The sequence below is a fragment of the Streptomyces sp. NBC_00012 genome (assembly GCF_045040875.1).
Classification (GTDB): domain Bacteria; phylum Actinomycetota; class Actinomycetes; order Streptomycetales; family Streptomycetaceae; genus Streptomyces.
Genome location: NZ_CP108309.1, coordinates 1,930,327 through 1,948,502, shown reverse-complemented (window position 1 = coordinate 1,948,502; position 18,176 = coordinate 1,930,327). Strand labels below are relative to the sequence as shown.

The 18,176-nt window shown below is 70.2% G+C and carries 18 protein-coding genes and 2 pseudogenes; 13 read left to right on the top strand and 7 right to left on the bottom strand.

The features are described 5' to 3' along the window. Positions 1–98 precede the first annotated feature (98 nt). From OHA19_RS09060 to OHA19_RS09040, 5 genes and pseudogenes are all read right to left on the bottom strand, one after another. Positions 99–560, bottom strand: a pseudogene (locus OHA19_RS09060) (NEW3 domain-containing protein); the annotation flags it as partial. 65 nt (positions 561–625) lie between these two features. Further along, entirely contained in the window at positions 626–835 is a 210-nt protein-coding gene (locus OHA19_RS09055; RefSeq protein ID WP_405753381.1) for a hypothetical protein, read from the bottom strand. Next, the gene (locus OHA19_RS09050; protein ID WP_405717689.1) at positions 835–1,119 is read right to left on the bottom strand and encodes a hypothetical protein; all 285 of its coding nucleotides are present in this window, start codon (positions 1,117–1,119) and stop codon (positions 835–837) included. Before OHA19_RS09050 ends, OHA19_RS09055 begins: the two co-directional genes overlap by 1 nt. A gap of 15 nt (positions 1,120–1,134) precedes the next feature. After that, entirely contained in the window at positions 1,135–2,142 is a 1,008-nt protein-coding gene (locus tag OHA19_RS09045) for an acetylxylan esterase (RefSeq protein WP_405749856.1), read from the bottom strand. A 171-nt stretch (positions 2,143–2,313) separates the two neighbouring features. After that, positions 2,314–3,045 (bottom strand): FadR/GntR family transcriptional regulator, encoded by a 732-nt coding sequence (locus tag OHA19_RS09040; RefSeq protein WP_405717693.1) that lies wholly within the window; start codon positions 3,043–3,045, stop codon positions 2,314–2,316. A 181-nt stretch (positions 3,046–3,226) separates the two neighbouring features. On the opposite strand from OHA19_RS09040, the gene OHA19_RS09035 reads away from it, so the two are divergent. The 5 genes and pseudogenes from OHA19_RS09035 (at position 3,227) to OHA19_RS09015 (ending at position 9,825) form a co-directional block, all read left to right on the top strand. Continuing rightward, complete coding sequence (locus tag OHA19_RS09035; protein ID WP_405717696.1) at positions 3,227–4,822, top strand: ABC transporter substrate-binding protein; 1,596 nt, start codon at positions 3,227–3,229, stop codon at positions 4,820–4,822. Between the two features lie 161 nt (positions 4,823–4,983). Then, positions 4,984–5,935: pseudogene (locus OHA19_RS09030) on the top strand (ABC transporter permease). Between the two features lies 1 nt (position 5,936). Further along, positions 5,937–7,904: a dipeptide/oligopeptide/nickel ABC transporter permease/ATP-binding protein gene (locus tag OHA19_RS09025; protein ID WP_405717699.1), complete on the top strand. Its 1,968-nt coding sequence runs from the start codon at positions 5,937–5,939 to the stop codon at positions 7,902–7,904. After that, positions 7,901–8,890, top strand: coding sequence for an oligopeptide/dipeptide ABC transporter ATP-binding protein (locus OHA19_RS09020; protein WP_405717702.1), 990 nt, complete (start codon positions 7,901–7,903; stop codon positions 8,888–8,890). The genes OHA19_RS09025 and OHA19_RS09020 overlap by 4 nt, the downstream gene beginning before the upstream one ends. Further along, positions 8,887–9,825: a dihydrodipicolinate synthase family protein gene (locus OHA19_RS09015; protein ID WP_405717705.1), complete on the top strand. Its 939-nt coding sequence runs from the start codon at positions 8,887–8,889 to the stop codon at positions 9,823–9,825. The genes OHA19_RS09020 and OHA19_RS09015 overlap by 4 nt, the downstream gene beginning before the upstream one ends. A 112-nt stretch (positions 9,826–9,937) precedes the next feature. On the opposite strand, the gene OHA19_RS09010 is transcribed toward OHA19_RS09015, so the two are convergent. After that, on the bottom strand, positions 9,938–10,855 hold the full coding sequence (locus OHA19_RS09010; protein WP_405749855.1) for a chaplin: 918 nt from the start codon (positions 10,853–10,855) through the stop codon (positions 9,938–9,940). 530 nt (positions 10,856–11,385) lie between these two features. Here OHA19_RS09010 and OHA19_RS09005 point away from each other — a divergent pair. The 6 genes from OHA19_RS09005 to OHA19_RS08980 all read left to right on the top strand — a co-directional run bounded on the left by OHA19_RS09005 (position 11,386) and on the right by OHA19_RS08980 (position 14,458). Beyond that, the gene (locus OHA19_RS09005) at positions 11,386–11,787 is read left to right on the top strand and encodes a rodlin (protein WP_405717710.1); all 402 of its coding nucleotides are present in this window, start codon (positions 11,386–11,388) and stop codon (positions 11,785–11,787) included. A 306-nt stretch (positions 11,788–12,093) separates the two neighbouring features. Then, entirely contained in the window at positions 12,094–12,327 is a 234-nt protein-coding gene (locus OHA19_RS09000) for a chaplin (protein WP_358948515.1), read from the top strand. A gap of 250 nt (positions 12,328–12,577) precedes the next feature. Further along, entirely contained in the window at positions 12,578–12,868 is a 291-nt protein-coding gene (locus OHA19_RS08995) for a hypothetical protein (protein WP_124721268.1), read from the top strand. A 184-nt stretch (positions 12,869–13,052) separates the two neighbouring features. Next, positions 13,053–13,463, top strand: a complete 411-nt coding sequence (locus tag OHA19_RS08990; RefSeq protein WP_405717714.1) for a rodlin — start codon at positions 13,053–13,055, stop codon at positions 13,461–13,463. A gap of 264 nt (positions 13,464–13,727) precedes the next feature. Then, entirely contained in the window at positions 13,728–13,928 is a 201-nt protein-coding gene (locus OHA19_RS08985) for a hypothetical protein (RefSeq protein ID WP_405717716.1), read from the top strand. A gap of 119 nt (positions 13,929–14,047) precedes the next feature. Then, entirely contained in the window at positions 14,048–14,458 is a 411-nt protein-coding gene (locus tag OHA19_RS08980) for a rodlin (protein ID WP_405717718.1), read from the top strand. A gap of 153 nt (positions 14,459–14,611) precedes the next feature. On the opposite strand, the gene OHA19_RS08975 is transcribed toward OHA19_RS08980, so the two are convergent. After that, positions 14,612–15,112, bottom strand: a complete 501-nt coding sequence (locus OHA19_RS08975; protein ID WP_405749854.1) for a DUF5949 family protein — start codon at positions 15,110–15,112, stop codon at positions 14,612–14,614. Between the two features lie 386 nt (positions 15,113–15,498). Between OHA19_RS08975 and rsgA the strand changes: the two genes are divergently transcribed. Together rsgA and OHA19_RS08965 are read left to right on the top strand one after the other, a co-directional pair. Next, positions 15,499–16,674 carry a ribosome small subunit-dependent GTPase A gene (gene rsgA, locus OHA19_RS08970; protein ID WP_405717724.1) on the top strand — a complete coding sequence of 392 codons (1,176 nt, stop codon included), beginning with the start codon at positions 15,499–15,501 and terminating at the stop codon, positions 16,672–16,674. A 102-nt stretch (positions 16,675–16,776) separates the two neighbouring features. Then, on the top strand, positions 16,777–18,129 hold the full coding sequence (locus OHA19_RS08965; RefSeq protein WP_405721964.1) for a DNA-3-methyladenine glycosylase 2 family protein: 1,353 nt from the start codon (positions 16,777–16,779) through the stop codon (positions 18,127–18,129). The last annotated feature ends 47 nt before the right edge of the window (positions 18,130–18,176 follow it).

Sequence of the window (18,176 nt, the reverse complement as noted above, 5' to 3'; positions counted from 1 at the left end):
CTACCACCTGTTCTGACGTTCCGGGAGGTATTGGACGCCCTCATCGTCGCACCGGTGCGCGGGGGCGGACCGGGGACGCGCGGCACCTCCCGCGGCCCTCAGGGAGTCACGGTCACCGCCGCGCTGCCGGACGCCTGCTTGCCGCTCGCCCGGTACGTGGCGGTGAGCGTGGCACCGCCCGAGGCGCCCGCGGCGACCGTCACCGGGACCTTCACATCGGCCCCCTGGCCCGGGTTGAGCGCGGGGACGACGACCTGGCTCGTCGTCCATCCGCCGGGCACCGTGAGATCGACGGTGCCCCGGTCGCGGCGCACGTCCATCCGGTTGACCACCCGGACCGTCACCTCGGCGGCCGCGCCCGCCCTGAGCGTCGCGGGCGGGGTGATCGTGATGTCGGCGCAGGTGCCGCCGAGCCACTTCAGGTCGAAGGACGAGTAGGTGATGTGCTGGTAGTCGGCCCGCTCGTAGAGCAGTCCGAGGCGGCCGTCCGGGAGCCGGGTCAGCATCGAGTAGGCCGCGGAGCCGGGGTCGACTACCTTCCGGATCGGCCAGGTCTTCCCGGCCCGTGATCCGCCGGCCGGGCCCGGGGTGGGGTGGGGTGCGGCGGCGGAGACGGCGCGCGCCGCTACGGGACACGCAGCGAGCAGACCCGGCTGTCGCTGCCGTAGACCCGCAAGTCCTTGATCATCTTGAGTGCGAGGCGGTGGTGGCCCCGCTCGTCGGGGTGGAGCCCGTCGTTGAGCAGCGACAGCGGGACCTGGCCGCCGTTGCCGGTCAGCCAGTCGTTGTAGTGGTCGATGAAGACGGTGTTCTGCGCCGCCGCGACCTCGCCCATCACCTGCGCGTACCGTGAAAATCCCACCCGGCCGGGCCACTTCGCCGGATCGACCGGGTTGGGCGACTGCCGGTGGTGCGGAAGGTGACGACGATGGTCCCCGCGGTGAGCGGGGCGAGTGCGCCGACCCGGTTCGACGGGTCGACGTACTCGCTGCCGTCCAGGTCCACGGGGGTGTCGTGGTCCAGGAGCGGACCGCCGCCCGGAGCGGCGGCGAAGGCACGGCCGCCGAGCCCGGAGCTCAGGGCCGCCGCGGCGGCGAGAAGCATGGATCGTCTGCGCACGGAAGGTGCCTCCGGTCAGGAGTGGCCGGCCCGCCCCGACGGCGGGCCTGCGAACAGGGAACGCACCCAGGCCAGTTGCTCCCGCTGCTGATACGCCGTGCCGCCCTCGTGCCCGTTGATCTCGTAGACGCGTACGTCCTTGGGCCCCGCGTAGTGGTTGTACGCGGCGAAGCAGGTGGAGGGCGGACAGATCTCGTCCATCATCGCGATCGAGAACAGCGCGGGAGCGGTGGCGCGGGTGGCGAGCAGCGCCGCATCGAAGTACGACAGGGTGGTGAACGCCGTCCAGGTGCGGTCGCGGTGGAGCTTCAGGTACTCGGCTATCTCGGTGTACGGCGGCCGGCCCGAAATCTCCGCGCCGCGCCGCAAATTGCAGAGGAACGGCACATCCGGCATCACCCCGGCCAGCCCCGGCACCAGCCCCGACACCGCCAGAGCGATCCCGCCGCCCTGGCTGACCCCGGTCACGACGATCCGGTCCGGATCGACCGCGGGGTGCTCGCGCACCGCCTCGACACAGCGCACCGCGTCGGTGAACACCCGCCGGTAGTAGTACGTTTCCGGGCTCTCGATGCCGCGGGTGAGGAAGCCGGGTACGGTGCCGGCCGCTCCCGCGTCGGTGTCGGCGGTGGAGCCGCCCGCGGCCGACCAGCCCTGACCGCGGGTATCCATGATCAGGTGCGCGTGACCGGCGGACGCCCAGAGCGTGTTCTCGTGCGCGAGGCCCCGCCCCCGCCCGTACCCGAGGAACTCGACCACGCAGCCGAGGGGTTCGGTGGCCCCGGTCGGCAGATGCAGCCAGCCGTGGACCGGACGTCCGGCGAAGCCGGGCAGGGTCACGTCGTACGTACGGATCTGGGTGAGCCCGGTGCCCACGGGCGTGAACACCGGCTTCGGCACCGGACCGCCGTCGGCGGGCGCCTCGCTCAGGGTGCTCGACCAGAAGGCGTCGAAGCCGTCCGGGACCGGCGGTTCGGGCCGGTAGTCGCGGCAGTCCGCGAGCGAGAGGTCCGTCAACGGCATGGAGGTGCCCTCCTGGGGTGGGCCGGGGGTGTGAATGCCGGGCATCGAGACAGAAGACGTCAGATGTCCTGGCGGCACACGGACCCTAGGCAGCCCTCGCACCGGCCGTCAAGGGCTCGGCTGGCGGATCACGGGCCGGGAGATCACGGCCCGTGATCCGCCGGCCGGGCCCTAGCTCGGTGCGCTGTCGCGGGCGCGGGCCTCGGAGATCCGGCGCCTGACCGGGGCGTAGTGCTCGCCCAGCGCCTTCATGAAACCGGTGATGTCCCCGGCCCGCGCGGCGTCCACGATGTTCTGGTGGGCCGCGATCGTCGCCATCTCGTCGGCGTGCGTGAATCCGTCGAGGTGCGGCGCGACGATCGAGTACACGTCCCAGAAGGCCATCGAGAGCTGGCCGATCAGTTCGTTGCCGAGCGGCGCCACCAGCAGTGCGTGGAACGCCCGGTCCGCCTCCACGAAGCCGTGCCCGTCCTGGGCGCCGGTCCTGCGCATGGTGGTGACCAGGCCGTCCAGCTTGTCGAGCTGCTCCTTGCTGAGCAGCGAGACGATCCGCTCGGCCATCCCGCGCTCGAAGAGCTCGCGTACGTCGACGAGGTCGGCCATCACTTGGAAGTCGTCGTCGGGGGAGAGCAGCCCGCGGAAGGTCAGGCTCTCCACCAGGGCCGACAGGCTCAGCCTGCCTACGTACGTGCCGTGCCCGTGCCGCACCTCCACGATGTCCAGCGCGGCGAGGATCTTGACCGCCTCGCGGACGCTGGAGCGGCTGGCGCCGAGCGCCTCGCACAGGGCCGGCTCGGTGGGCAGCGGGTCCCCGGGGCGAAGTCGCTCTTCGAGGATGTAGCGCTTGATGCCCTCGACCACTTCCTGCCGGAGCAGCTGCCGGCCGGGCTTCGCACCGGACATATGTGAACTCCCCACCTCTTGACCCCTCTCGAGTGTCCAGCTACGTTCCCACGCTATCAAGGCATCAGACATCTGACGTCTGATGCTCTGAGGCGCCGATCCCTCGCGATCCTGCGTCCCACCCCCGCTTCCCCGCCAGATCACCCCCTCACGTTCCACCTTCGACGTCCCTGGAGGACCCGTGCCCGAGCTGAGACCAGCCGGTGTCGAGCGCCGCACCTTCCTGCGATACACCGGTGCCATCGGTGCCGCAGCCGCCATCACGGCGAGCCTTTCCGCCTGCGGCGGCCCGTCGTCGACCGCCGACGGCACGGCGGACAAGGGCAGCGGCAGCGGCCTGATCGAGGCCGGCCTCTCGTACCCCCTGTCGACCGGTTTCGACCCGATGATCACCTCGGGCGCCACTCCGTACGCCGCCAACATGCACGTCTTCGAGGGCCTCGTGGATCTCGATCCGGCAACACTCGTGGCCCGTCCCGCACTCGCCACCGAGATGCCGAAGAAGATCAACGCGACCACCTACCGGGCCACGCTCCGCAAGGGCGCGACCTTCCACGACGGATCACCGGTCACCGCCGAAGACGTGGTGTTCAGCTTCGAACGCATCCTGGACCCGAAGAACGCCTCGCTCATGGCACAGTTCGTGCCCTTCGTCGACACGGTGAAGGCCGTGGACGCCGGCACGGTCGAGTTCAAGCTGAAGTACCCCTTCGCGCTCTTCCCCTCCCGCATCGCCGTAGCCCGGATCGTCCCGAAGAAGATCGTCGAGCCGGACCCCAAGGCGTTCGACGCCAAGCCGGTCGGCTCGGGACCGTACGAGTTCGTCGAGGCGACCCGCGAGGACAAGATCGTCTTCGAGGCGTACGACAAGTACAACGGCCCCCACCCGGCCAAGGCCAAGAAGATGATCTGGCGGCTGATGTCCGACCAGTCGGCACGCGTCAGCGCCATGGAGTCGGGCCGGGTCCAGGCCATCGAGGACGTCCCCTACATCGACGTCAAGCGGCTCGCGGGCTCGTCGAAGACCGAGTCCGTGCAGTCCTTCGGCCTGCTCTTCCTGATGTTCAACACCGCCGACAAACGGTTCGCGGACAAGCGCGTACGCCAGGCGCTGCACTACGCGCTGGACACCGAGAAGATCATCTCGACGGCGATGGTGGGCAACGCGGCAGCCGCCACCGGATACGTCCCCGCCACCCACCCCGACTACCACAAGGCCGCCACGGTCTACACGCACGACGTGGCGAAGGCCAAGCAGCTGCTCGCCGACGCGGGCGTCAAGAACCTCTCCTTCACCGTCCTCACCACCGACACCGGCTGGGTCAAGGACATCGCCCCGCTGCTGAAGGAGAGCTGGGAGGCGGCCGGCGTCAGGGTCACCCTCGACATCGCCCAGTCCCCGGCCCAGTACGCCAAGATCGACAAGGGCGACTTCGAGGTGCTGGTCGCCCCCGGCGACCCGTCCGTCTTCGGCAACGACGCCGACCTCCTGCTGCGCTGGTTCTACTACGGCTTCTGGCCCGAGAGCCGTTACGGCTGGGGCAGGTCTGCCGCCTACAAGAAGGTCAGGCAGACGCTCGACAAGGCGGCGCAGGCCGCCGACGAGGCCAGGCGCAAGGAGCTGTGGGGCGAGGTCACCGACCTGGTGGCCGACGAGGCCGCGCTCTATCCGATCCTCCACCGCAAGCTGCCCACGGCCTGGAACGAGAAGGCGCTGCCCGGCTTCAAGCCGCTGCCCACCACGGGCCTCTCCTTCCTGGACGTCAGTCGCGCCTGACCGAAGCGCACAGGTCACCTGTGACATGTCATCGCGCCGCCGTATCACCGTGCGGCAGACGGTGCTCCGGTGACATGTCACAGATGGCCGACAGCCCGGTCCGGCACCCCGCCCCCCCGGTGCCAGGGCCACCAGACCGCCCAACCGCAAGGAACCCGACGATGGTTGCTTTTCTCCGGCTCGCGCTGCGCCGCGTCGCGATGATGCCGGTGATGATCCTCGGCATCGCGCTGCTCGTCTTCGTGGTGCTCCACTTCTCGCCGGCCGACCCGGCCTTCAACGCGCTCGGGGAGAGCGCCACCCCCGAGGCCCGAGCGGCCTTCGCCGAGGCCAACGGCCTCGACGACCCGCTCCCGGTCAGGTACTTCCACTTCCTCGGCCAACTGCTCCACCTCGACCTCGGGATGACCGTCCCGCCGAGCCAGCCCGTTGCCGACCGGATCACGGCCGCCTTCCCGCTCACCCTCCAGCTGACCCTGCTCGGACTGCTCCTCGCGGTCGTGCTCGCCGTGCTGTTCGGAGTGACCGGCGCGATGTACCGGGACCGCTGGCCCGACCAGCTGTTCCGGGTCGTCTCCATGGCCGGGGTCGCCATCCCGTCCTTCTGGCTCGGGGTACTCCTCATCCAGCAGTTCGCACTGAACACCCGGATCTTCCCGACCGGCGGCTACACCAAACCCGGCCGACTCCTTCGGCGGCTGGCTCACCACCATGGCCCTGCCCGCGATCTCGCTCGCGCTCCCGGTCTCCGCGTCCCTCGCCCGGCTCGTACGGACCTCGATGGTCGCCGAACTCGACCGCGACTACGTACGCACCGCCCGCGGCAACGGCCTGCCGCCGCTGCTGGTGATCCGCTCGGTGCTGCGCAACGCGCTCGTCACCCCGCTGACCGTGCTCGGCATCAAGGTCGGCTACATGCTCAGCGGCGCCGTTGTCATCGAAGCGATCTTCGACCTGCCCGGCATGGGCAAACTCATCCTCGAAGGTGTCACCGGCGGCGATGTCGCCCTGGTCCAGGGCACCGTACTGACCATCGCCATCGCGTTCCTGGTGGTCAACGTCATCGTCGACCTGCTCTATCTGCTGGTCAACCCGCGCATCAGGACGGTGTGACATGTTCGCCACCGGCCGTCTGGCCAACAAGCTGTCCCGACCGGGCATCGCGTTCCGCTCCCTCCCGGTCACCTCCCGCATCGCCCTCGGCGTGCTGATCGTCGTCGTACTCGGCGCCGTACTCGCCCCACTGTTCACCCAGGACCCGCTGACCACCGGCACCCCGGTGCAGGCACCCGACGGCGCCCACTGGTTCGGCACCGACCGGGCCGGCCGCGATGTCTTCGCCCGGGTCGTGCACGGCTCCCGCTACTCGCTGGTCATCGGCCTCGGCGCGACCGCCGCCGCGCTGATCGCCGGCGCGCTGCTCGGATCGGTCGCCGCCACCTCGCGCAGGCTCGGCGACGAGTCCGTGATGCGGACCCTCGATGTCGTGATGTCGTTCCCGCCCATCGCGCTGGCCGCTGTCCTCGTCGCGGTCTTCGGCACCAGCGTCCCAGTGATCATCTTCACCATCGCCTTCGTCTACACACCGTCGCTGGCCCGCGTGGTCCGCGCCAATGTGCTCTCCCAGTACGGCGAGGACTACGTCGCCGCCGAGAAGGTCATCGGCGCCCGGCGCGGCTACATCGTGCTCCGCCACGTCACCGTCAACTGCATGGCCCCGGTCATGGTGTTCGCCACCGTCATGGTCGCCGAGGCGATCATCTTCGAGGCCAGCCTCTCCTTCATCGGCGCCGGGGTGCAGGACCCCGACCCCAGCTGGGGCAGCGTCCTCGCCTACGGCCGGCAGATCCTCCTCGCCGGCGGCTGGTGGGCCACCTTCTTCCCCGGCCTCGCCCTGCTCATCACCGTCCTCGCCCTCAACATCCTCTCCGAGGGCCTCACCGACGCCTCCGCCGCGCCCAGGAGCGCCAAGGCCGTCGCCGGCCCCACCGAGGTCACCGCACCCGACCCGGTCGAGACCGCCTCCGCCGTGGACGTCGACGCCGCCCTCACCAGGCTCGCCGACCGCATCAACACCACCGGGCCGACCATCACCCCGGTACGGGACGACGCCGCCGAACTCCTCGTCGTACGGGACCTGTCGATCCGCTTCCCCTACCGATACGGACAGATCCCCGTCGTCGACTCGCTGAACTTCACCGTCCACGAGGGCGAGACGCTCGGCCTGGTCGGCGAGTCCGGCTGCGGCAAGTCCATCACCAGCCTCGCCGTGATGGGCCTGCTCGCCCGCAACGCCGAGGTCGGCGGCGAGATCCTGTACCGCGGCCGGAACCTGCTGGACCTGTCGCCCAAGGAACGCCGGGCACTGATGGGCCCGGAGATCGCGATGGTCTACCAGGACGCGCTCTCCTCCCTCAACCCCTCCGTCCTGGTCGGCACACAGCTCGAACAGCTCACCTCGCGCGGTGGTACGAAGACCCCGGCCGAACTCCTGGAACTGGTCGGACTCGCCCCCGAACGCACCCTGCGCAGCTACCCCCACGAGCTCTCCGGCGGCCAGCGCCAGCGCGTCCTGATCGCCATGGCGCTCTCCCGCGACCCCCGCCTGCTCATCGCCGACGAACCGACCACCGCCCTGGACGTCACCGTCCAGGCCCAGGTCGTCGAGCTTCTCGTGAAACTCCGCGACGAACTCGGCTTCGCCATGGTCCTCGTCTCGCACGACCTCGCCCTCGTCGGCGACCTCTCGCACCGCGTCGCCGTGATGTACGCGGGCCGCCTGGCCGAGATCGGCGCCACCCGTTCCGTACTCACCGGCCCCACCCATCACTACAGCCGCGGCCTGCTCGGCTCGGTCGTCTCCCTGGAGGCCGGCGCCGACCGGCTGCACCAGATCCCCGGCATCGTCCCCGCACCCCAGGGCTTCGGCGCCGGCTGCCGCTTCGCCTCGCGCTGCGACGCCGCCACCGACCTGTGCCGCACCACCGCACCCGAACTCACCACACACGACGCCGTGAACGACCACGGCTTCGCGTGTCACCACCCCGCGAAGGCCGCACAGCCGGAAGGGAGCGCCCTGTGATCAGGATCGACGGCGTCCACGTACGCCACAAGGCACGCAGCGGCGGACTCTTCCGCCGGGACTCCGTGCACGCCCTGACCGATGCCAGCCTGGAGGTCGAGCGCGGCGAGATCGTCGGCCTGGTCGGCGAGTCCGGCTGCGGCAAGTCCACCCTGGCCCGGGTACTGACCGGACTGCAGAAACCCACCGAGGGCCAGGTCAGCTTCCACGGCCGCGATCTGTGGGCGATGTCAGCGGCACAGCGCCGCGACGACTTCGGCTCAGCCGTCGGCGTCGTCTTCCAGGACCCGTCCACCGCTCTCAACCCCCGGCTCACGGTCCGTCAGATCCTCCGCGACCCGCTCGACGTGCACAAGCGGGGCACCCGCGAGGCGCGCGAGGCACGCGTCGAGGAGCTCCTCGACCTGGTCGGCCTGCCCGGCCACACCCTCGCTGCCCTGCCCGGACAGCTCTCCGGCGGCCAGCGCCAGCGCGTCGCCATCGCCCGCGCCCTGGCACTCGAACCGGAACTGATCGTCGCCGACGAACCGACCTCCGCCCTCGACGTCTCCGTCCGCGCCCAGGTCCTCAACCTCCTGGTCGACCTGCGGGAACGCCTGGGCCTGGGCATGGTGTTCATCTCGCACGACATCCAGACGGTGCGCTACCTCGCCGACCGCCTCGCTGTCCTCTATCTCGGCCGGATCGTCGAGGAGGGGCGGGCGGCCGATGTGGCGGGCGCGCCCGCGCACCCCTATACGGAGGCGCTGCTCTCCGCGACCCCGAGCCTGCTGGAGACCACCGAGCGCATCGTGCTCACCGGCCCCGTGCCCTCGGCCACCAACCCGCCGTCCGGCTGCCCGTTCCGCACTCGCTGCTGGAAGGCCGACGACGCCTGCGCCCCGGTCTTTCCCGTCGCGGCCTCCGGCCGGGACGGACACCGCTGGCACTGCGTCCACCCCCAGATCCCCACGTCCCCCGTACCATCCGCAAGGAGCACCGTATGACCTCCCGGAACCCCCGCTGGACCGGCGTGATCCCGCCCGTCGTCACCCCGCTCACCGAGGACGGCGAGATCGACCGCCCCTCCCTGGAACGGGTCGTGGGGCATCTGCTCGACGGCGGTGTCAGCGGCCTGTTCGCCCTCGGCAGCTCGGGTGAGACCGCCTATCTGACGCCAGGCCGGCAGGACGAGGTCATCGAGGTCATCACGTCCGCCTGCGCCGGTCAGGTCCCGGTACTCGTCGGCGCGATCGAGACCACCACCGACCGGGCGATCGAGCGGGCCCGCGCCGCCGAGGGGCTCGGCGCCGACGCCGTCGTCGTCACCGCCCCCTTCTACACGCGCACGCACGCCACCGAGATCGACCGCCACTTCCGCGACATCGCCGCCGCCCTCGACCTGCCGGTCGTGGCGTACGACGTACCGGTCTGCGTACACAGCAAGCTCGACCCGGAGCTGCTGCTGCTGCCGCTCGCCGCGGACGGTGTGCTGGCCGGGGTGAAGGACTCCAGCGGCGACGACGGCTCGTTCCGCCGTCTGGCCATCGGGGCCCGTGAACTCCCGGAGTTCTCCGTGCTCACCGGGCATGAACTGGTGGTCGACGCGATGATGCTGGCGGGCGCGGACGGCTCGGTCCCCGGGCTCGGCAATGTGGACCCGCACGGCTACGTACGTCTGCACGAGGCTGCGGTACGGGGCGACTGGGGCGCGGCCAGGGCCGAACAGGACCGCCTGGTCGCTCTGTTCGACATTGTTCGCGCGGCCCGTCCCGGCACGGCGTCCGCCACCGCCGCGGGCCTCGGCGCCTTCAAGACGGCACTCATGCTGCGCGGGATCATCGGGACGAACGCGATGAGCGCGCCGATGCGCCGCTTGGACGCGGTCGAGACCGCCGAGATCGCGGCCTGCCTGGACCGGGCGGGGCTCAGCCGGGTCTGAGCCCCGCCCTGGAACCGGAGGACAGCGGTCCGTCGTCACAGCCCCGGCTGCGACGACGGACCGCTGCATTTCGGGGGTCCGCTGTCTGTCGACTATCCAGCGCCTGAGCCGGTCAGCTCCTCGAGGCGCGGGTACGGCGGACCAGCAGGGTTCCCCCGAGCACCATGGCCGCGGCGGCCCCGCCGGCCATTCCCAGGTTGGCATCGGCACCGGTGTGCGCCAGCTGCCCGGCGGTGGCCTTGGGCTCGACGCCGGTCCGCGGTTCACCGTCGCGAGGCGTGACCGGGGGCGTGACCACCGGGGGCGTGACCGGGGGCGTGACCACCGGGGGCGTGACCGGGGGCGTGACCACCGGGGGTGTGACCGGGGGCGTGACCACCGGAGGCGTGACCGGAGGCGTGACCACCGGAGGCGTGACCGGAGGCGTGACCACCGGGGGTGTGACCGGGGGCGTGACCACCGGAGGCGTGACCACCGGAGGCGTGACCACCGGAGGCGTGACCGGGGGCGTGACCACTGGAGGCGTGACCGGGGGTGTGACCACTGGAGGCTCGACGGGCGGTTCGACCACGGGAGGCTCGATCACCGGCGGCTCGACGGCCGGCCCGTCCACGTTCCCGCAGGTGTTCCCGGCAGCCGGGTTCAGCGCACCGATGACACCCACGGTGTTGCCGCAGGCATTGACCGGAACGTCCACCGGAGCCTGGATGTTGTTGCCGGACAGGACCCCGGGGGAACCGATCGCGCCGCCTTCGGCGCTTGCGCCCCGGCCCCCCGCGCCCTGGCCGTCCGCGTTCACGCACTCGTTGCCGAACGCGGGGTTCAGCAGGCCGATCACATTCACCGTGTTGCCGCACACATTGACCGGCACATGCACCGGCACCTGCACGTTGTTGCCCGAGCCGACACCGGGCGAGCCGACGGCCGCACCGTCGGCGGAGGCGTCCGCGAACGCGTATCCACCGGCTGCGGTCAGGATCCCCGACGCCGCCGCCATCACCAGCACGCTCTTACTCAAGGCTTTTCGCATTGGTTGCCCCTTCTTAGGACATTCCGTGCGAGCAGAAGGCTCGCGGTTCTTCATCAGGCCGGTGCGGAGACCGCCGGGCGGCCATCCCGGCGGCGCCCGTGCACGACGCGGCAAGCGGCGGTCACGGAAAGCGCAGAGACCACGAAGAGGCGTTCTTCGTGTGATGAGTCCTGCTTCTGCCGGTCAAGCGCGCCCGAACCTGCACGCTTGTGTCACTCATAACGAGGAGAATTTGTTGAGGAAACCCGATCGGTCGTGGAAATTTTATGACCACCCGAATGGAGTACACATACGGCTCGGCACGGGCTCGTCCGGCGCGCATGGGCGCTCGACTCGACGGGTGCGAAAAAGGCTGTTGGGTGCGGCGGGGCGACGGGGCGGAAACGTTTTCGCCCGCACCCCTCCGAAGTGCCGTTTCGTACTGCTGTGCGCACCCCTGGGCATTCGGGTGAATGGAGAGAACCAAACGCCCGGTGGTGAGTTGGGCAGGGGGCTCCGGTACGGGGCATCCAGCACGAGAAGGGTTAATCGTGATCAAGAAGGTTCTGGCTACGGGTGCCGTTGCCGCCTCCATCCTTGGCCTGGGCGCGACGCAGGCCATGGCCATCGGCGACGACGGCGGCACGACCTCGGTCAACGGCAACGGAGCCTCGCAGTCGTTCGGCAACGCCGAGACCCACGGTGACGGCAGCCCCCAGTTCGGTCTGGTCCAGGGCAGCCTGAACAAGCCCTGCGTCGGCCTGCCGGCCAAGGTCAACGCCGGTTCGCTCATCGGCCTGGTCCCGGTCGCGGTCCAGGACGTCAACGTGCTGTCCTCGCCGCAGAACCAGCAGTGCGCCGAGAACTCCACCCAGGCCAAGGGTGACGAGCCGCTGTCGCACATCCTGGACGGCATCCCGGTGCTCTCCGGCAACGGTGCCGGCAATAGCTGATCCGCAGCTGATCCAGCCGCAACGACAGGCCCGGGCCGCCGGCGTTCCTCCTCCGCGCGGCCCGGGCCTGTTGCTGCCATTCCCCGGAATGGATGCATCAGATTGTCGGAAGATCCGGCCGGCGATGTCGAGCGTTCGGCATTGCGTCATTCGGGCGGTTTTCCGAGAATCTTCTGACTGAAGAGTTTCGTCTCCAGTCTTAAATCGTTATGAATTGCAGCGGCGGAGTTACGAGTGATCAGGATCGCGCTCGTGCGGCACGAAAGACGTTGCTGCTTCGGACTCCGTCGAAGAAAGGGAACAAAAGTGAAGTACACCAAGGTTGCCGCCATCGCCGCCGGAACCCTGATGGCGATGGGTGCCGCCGCCCCCGCCTTCGCCGACTCGGGCGCCGAGGGCGGTGCCGCCCTCTCCCCGGGCGTGCTGTCCGGTAACTCCATCCAGATCCCGGTTCACGTCCCGATCAACGCGTGCGGCAACACCGTGGACGTGATCGGTCTGCTCAACCCCGCTTTCGGCAACAACTGCGCCAACGTCTGACCTCTGGTCGGACGGGCCGAACGCTCGTGACCGGAAGGCCCCGGAACGCATTCGATGCGATCCGGGGCCTTCCTGCTTTCTCTCCGGCATTCGATCGGGTGGTTCCGCAGAAAAGCGGCCCCGTCCAGTTGCCGTGTCGCAACCGCATCGTTACCCAGGGCGAAAGCGGCAGAAGGCACGGCTAAAGAAGGCTCGTGCGGCGCGGGTGCGCGACCGAAGAGATGCCGCTGCAGAAGGGAACCCGAAAAAAGTGAAGTACGCGAAGACTGCTGCGTTCGTTGCCGGTTCCGTGGTTGCGCTCGGAACGGCTGCTCCCGCCTTCGCCGTCACCAACGCCACGGCCCCCAACTTCAGCCTCAACGGAGGCATCAACCAGGTGGTGGAGAGCGCCCCGCAGGCTGTCGACCCGATCGTCGACACGGTCGGTGGCGCCGCCGAGTCGGTGCAGAAGAACGGCACCGTCACCAAGCTTGCCGACCAGGCCACCGGTGCGGCCAAGGGCGCGGCCCCGCTCATCGGCGGCCTGCCGGTCGGCGGCTGACCGGTCGCGGCACAGCGGTTCCCGGCCGGCCCCGGCCTTTCGCATTCCTCCGGTGCTGTGAATTCGGCGAACAACCGAACATATAAGCACCGTTCGAGTGAACCGGCACAACCATCCCCGTCGTCGCGAGTTGATCAGGACGCTCCGGACAGGCGGGAAACAGAAAACCCAGAAGGGCTATTTCATGATCAAGAAGATTATGGCCTCGGCAGCAGTCGCTGCTTCGATCGTCGGCGTCTCCGCCGCGATCGCCCCGCAGGCCATGGCCATCGGCAACGACGGTGGCACGACGTCGGTCAACGGCAACGACGCCATGCAGTCGTACGGCAACTCCGCCACCCACGGCGACATGAGCCCGCAGTTCGCGCTCATCCAGGGCTCGCTCAACAAGCCCTGCATCGCGCTGCCGGCCAAGGCCAACGTCGGTTCGGTCCTCGGGGTCGTTCCGGTCTCGGTCCAGGACATCAACGTCCTGGCCTCCCCGCAGAACCAGCAGTGCACGGAGAACTCCACCCAGGCCAAGGGTGACGAGGCCCTCTCGCACATCCTGGACGACATCCCGATCCTCTCCGGCAACGGTGCCGGCAACAACTGAGGCCGTACCGCTCCGGACGCTCCTCGCTGACCTCTACGGATCGGCACGGGAGCGTGCCGCGGGCAGCTTCGAGCCCGCCTGCACGCAGTAGCTGAAACACCCGTGGGGCCGTCACATCGACGCGGCAGCCGTTCTCCGGCCGCCCGGATGTACCGGTCCCACTCGTGTGTCCGGGGCGCCGCGCCCCCTCGAAGGGGCGGGCGGACTGGGCCGGTTGCCGTAGTGCGGGCAGCCCTCACCCGTCGCACCGGGTAGGGGCCACACATGGACCAGTACGACAGTCAACGCCCCAGCGGCCCGCAGTGGCACGCACAGGACGGCACACCCATCTACGACCGGCTGCTCGCCGAGTGGCAGGCGGCCCACGGCGGTCCGGGGCACGCACCGCCGACCGGGCCCGACCGGTCGTGCGCGGGCGGCCGGGTTCCAGCGGCCCGCACCTCCGGCGAGGTCGCCGACGGGTAACCACCAGCCGTCGAACTCATGCCGGATCGAACCCTTTTGAGTGGTACTGCGGAACCGACGCTTCCGTAGCGGGTTGATCAGTACGTTCCACAACGGGACGCTCCGAAAGGTGAAGCGTGATGAAGAAGATGATGGCCGGCGCAGCAGTGGCCGTGTCCCTGGTCGGTCTGTCCGCCGCCGCGGCCCCCGCGGCCATGGCGATCAGCAATGACGGGGGCACCACGTCGGTCAACGGCAACGGCGCCGTGGACGAGTTCGGCAACAGCGTGACCCAGGGCGACGGCAGCCCGCAGTTCCAGCTCGTCCAGGGCACGCTGAACAAGGCCTGCGTCGGTCTGCCGCTCAAGGCCAACGCCGGTTCGCTCGTCGGCGTACTGGTGCCGGTCGCGGTCCAGGACGTCAACGTGCTGTCCTCGCCGCAGAACCAGCAGTGCGCCGAGAACTCCACCCAGGCCAAGGGCGACGAGCCGCTGTCGCACCTGGTCGACGACATCCCGGTGCTCTCGGGCAACGGGATCGCCAACGACTGACGCACCCGAGGTGCGGGCTGCCCGGGGGATTCACCCCGCGGCCTCCCGTACCGCGGTGCACAGCAGGATCCGGGGCAACCGCCCCAGGGCCCCACGCACAAGGATGCCCACCGCGCCACGGGGACGGTGGGCATCCGGCGCACCCGGGGCGGGTCAGCCCAGGCTGCGTACCGGGACGACGCAATGGGCGGAGGTCGTGATGACCTCCGGGTCGGCCGCGAAGGACCGCAGCAGCTCCTCGCTCACCGGCCGGCCCGGTGTGCCCTGCGGCCACGGGCGGGTGGCGAACATGGTGTGCACCTCGCCCCGTTGGCCGGCCGCGGCCAGCCACTCGGGCGGTGCGGGGTACTGCGCCGTGAAGTGGGGCAGCGTGAGGACCGCCTGGCCGGCCTGGACGAGCAGCTTCACGGGGAGGCCCGGGTTCTCGGCGGCGTACACCGGAGCGCTGCCGACCGGCAGTCCCGCTCGCTCCAGGGCCGTGCGCATGGCGGCCTCGCCGACGGCCGGGCCCTCCGCGCCGTCGCCCAGCGAGTAGACGAGCAGGAAGGCGACATCGTGGCCGTCGGCAGGGTGTTCGCCGCTCCATCCGATCAGCGTGATCGTGCCCAACTGGGCTTGTGTGAACGTGCCGGTGGAGGTCTGGGGTGAGGTCATGCTCGGCACCATAACGGCCCCGGACTGGTCGTTGTGCATGTGTTTCACCTGATCGAGGTATATAGCTGGATATCTCCGGTGAAACTGATCCGGGCCGTCTCTGTCCGAAGTGCTCAGGGACGCGGATCGCCGGCCTCGATCAAATGTGTTGAGCCGGTCGATGCGCCCGGGCTATGGTGTCCACTGTTCCGGACGGCGGAGACCGATTCCCGCTGTCGGTCCCGTGCTTGAACCTGGAGGTGAGGACTGTGATGACTGTCGTTGCGATGGGCGCTGCCCACAACTCGAAGAGCATCGTTCCCACCCCCGTGGTCGCCGGCTGACCTACTCCGCAACTCTCCGCGCCCGTGTGCGCGTTGCCGGGGCCACCCTTTGAAGGGTTTCCCTTGTCTTTCCCGTCCTTCCTTTCTTCTGTTTCCTCTCTTCAGGGTTCGTCCGCGTCGCATCCGCTGTCCCCGTACGGCTGGGACGACGCGTGGGCGGCCGAATTCGCACCGTACGCCGAGCAGGGTCTGCTGCCCGGGCGCGTGGTGCGGGTGGACCGTGGTCAGTGTGATGTCGTCACTCCGCAGGGCACGCTCCGCGCCGACACCGCCTTCGTCGTCCCGCGCGATCCGATGAAGATCGTCTGCACCGGCGACTGGGTCGCGGTCGACCCCGACGGCGACCCGCAGTTCGTACGGACGCTGCTGCCGCGGCGTACCGCCTTCGTCCGCTCGACGTCCTCGCAGCGCTCCGAGGGCCAGGTGCTCGCCACCAATGTGGACCACATCGTCATCTGCCTCTCGCTCGCGGTCGACTTCGACCTGGGGCGGGTGGAGCGCTTCCTCGCGCTCGCCATGTCCAGCTCCAGCGGTGACGCGCTGCTGGGTGGCGGGGGGCCGGCCGGTGACGGCGCGACCGAGCCGATCGTCGTGCTGACCAAGGCCGACCTCGTACCGGACGCCACCACGCTGTCCTACCTCGTCCAGGACATCGAGGGCGTCGCGCCCGGTGTGCAGGTGCTGACCGTCAGCTCCGCCACGGGGGAGGGCGTCGATGTCTTCTCCGCCATCGTCTCGGGCGGTACGAGCGTGCTGCTCGGGGCGTCGGGCGCGGGCAAGTCGACCCTCGCCAACACCCTGCTCGGCCGTGACGTGATGGAGGTGCAGGCCGCGCGGGACGTCGACGGCAAGGGCCGGCACACCACCACCACGCGCAATCTGCTGCTCCTGCCCTCCGGGGGCGTACTGATCGACACCCCCGGGCTGCGCGGGGTCGGACTCTGGGACGCGGAGGCCGGCGTCGGCCAGGTCTTCTCCGAGATCGAGGAGCTGGCCGAGCAGTGCCGGTTCCACGACTGCGCCCATGAGTCGGAGCCCGGCTGCGCGGTGCTCGCCGCGGTCGAGGACGGTTCGCTGCACGAGCGGCGCCTCGACAGCTTCCGCAAGCTGATCCGGGAGAACCAGCGCATCGCCGCCAAGACCGATGCCCGGATGCGGTCGGAGATGCTGCGCGACTGGAAGCGCAAGGGCGCCGAGGGCCGGTTCGCCATGGAGGCGAAGCGGGGCCGGGTGCGGTAGGCGGTGTTCCCCGGTCGGTGGCCGCTCATGGCCGCCGACCGCTGGTCCACGTCCGAAAACCGCCAGTCGGGGACCGGTGGGTGCCGCACACTGGACGGTGTGATGGACGAACGGACCAGGTACGAGGCGGTGAGCAGCCGCGACGCCCGTTTCGACGGGGAGTTCTTCTTCGCCGTCGAGACGACCGGCATCTACTGCCGGCCGAGCTGCCCCGCCGTCACGCCCAAGCGGAAGAACGTCCGCTTCTACCCGACCGCGGCCGCCGCGCAGGGCCACGGCTTCCGGGCCTGCAGGCGCTGCCGCCCGGACGCGGTGCCGGGCTCCGCGGAATGGAACGTACGCGCCGATGTCGTGGGCCGTGCCATGCGGATGATCGGCGACGGTGTGGTGGACCGGGAGGGCGTGCCCGGTCTCGCGCACCGGCTCGGCTACAGCTCACGCCAGGTGCAGCGGCAGCTCAACGCCGAGCTGGGCGCCGGCCCCGTGGCGCTCGCGCGTGCCCAGCGGGCCCATACCGCACGGGTGCTGCTCCAGACGACGGCGCTGCCCGTGACGGAGATCGTTTTCGCTTCGGGCTTCGCCAGCGTGCGCCAGTTCAACGACACGATCCGGCAGATCTACGCCCGCACACCGAGCGCGTTGCGGGCCGAGGCCAGGACGGGGCTGGGTGCGGCGGTCCGGGAGGCACGCACCACCGGGATCCCGCTGCGGCTCGCCCACCGCGGGCCGTACGCGACCCGCGAGGTCTTCGACCTCCTGGCCGCCGAGACGGTCGCCCGGATCGAGGAGGTCAGCGGTGAGCCGGGTGCCCGTATCTACCGGCGCACCCTGCGGCTCCCGTACGGCACGGGCATCGTGGCCGTCGACGAGCGGTCCGCCGGGGCCTGGCTGGACGCCCGGATCCATCTCACGGACCTACGGGACCTGACGACGGCCGTCCAGCGGCTGCGGCGGCTGTTCGACCTGGACGCCGATCCGTACGCCGTGGACGAGCGGCTCGGCGCCGACCCGCGGCTCGCACCGGGCGTCGCCGCCCGTCCGGGGCTGCGGTCGCCGGGCGCCGCGGACCCGGATGAGTTCGCGGTACGGACGCTGGTGGGGCGGGAAGAGGCGGAGCGGCTGGTGGAGACGTACGGGAAGGTCCTGGACGTGCCCTGCGGCGGGCTGACGCATGTGTTCCCCGAGCCGGGAGTGCTGGCCGGTGCCGACGGCGGCCCGGAGCTGCGGGCGCTGGCCACCGGACTCGCCGACGGGGACGTACGGCTGGACGCCGGGGCCGACCGCGACGAGGCCGAGCAGGCGCTGCTGCGGCTGCCGGGGATCGGCCCGGCAGCCGCGGCGCTGATCAGGATGCGTGCGCTCGGTGACCCGGATGTGGATCCGGCCGGCCGGCCCGAGGCGGACCGGTGGCGGCCCTGGCGTTCGTACGGGGTGCGACACCTGGGGCTGTTGTGACGTTCGAGATCCGGTGAGTTGCTCCGGATCTCGCTGATCCCCGCACA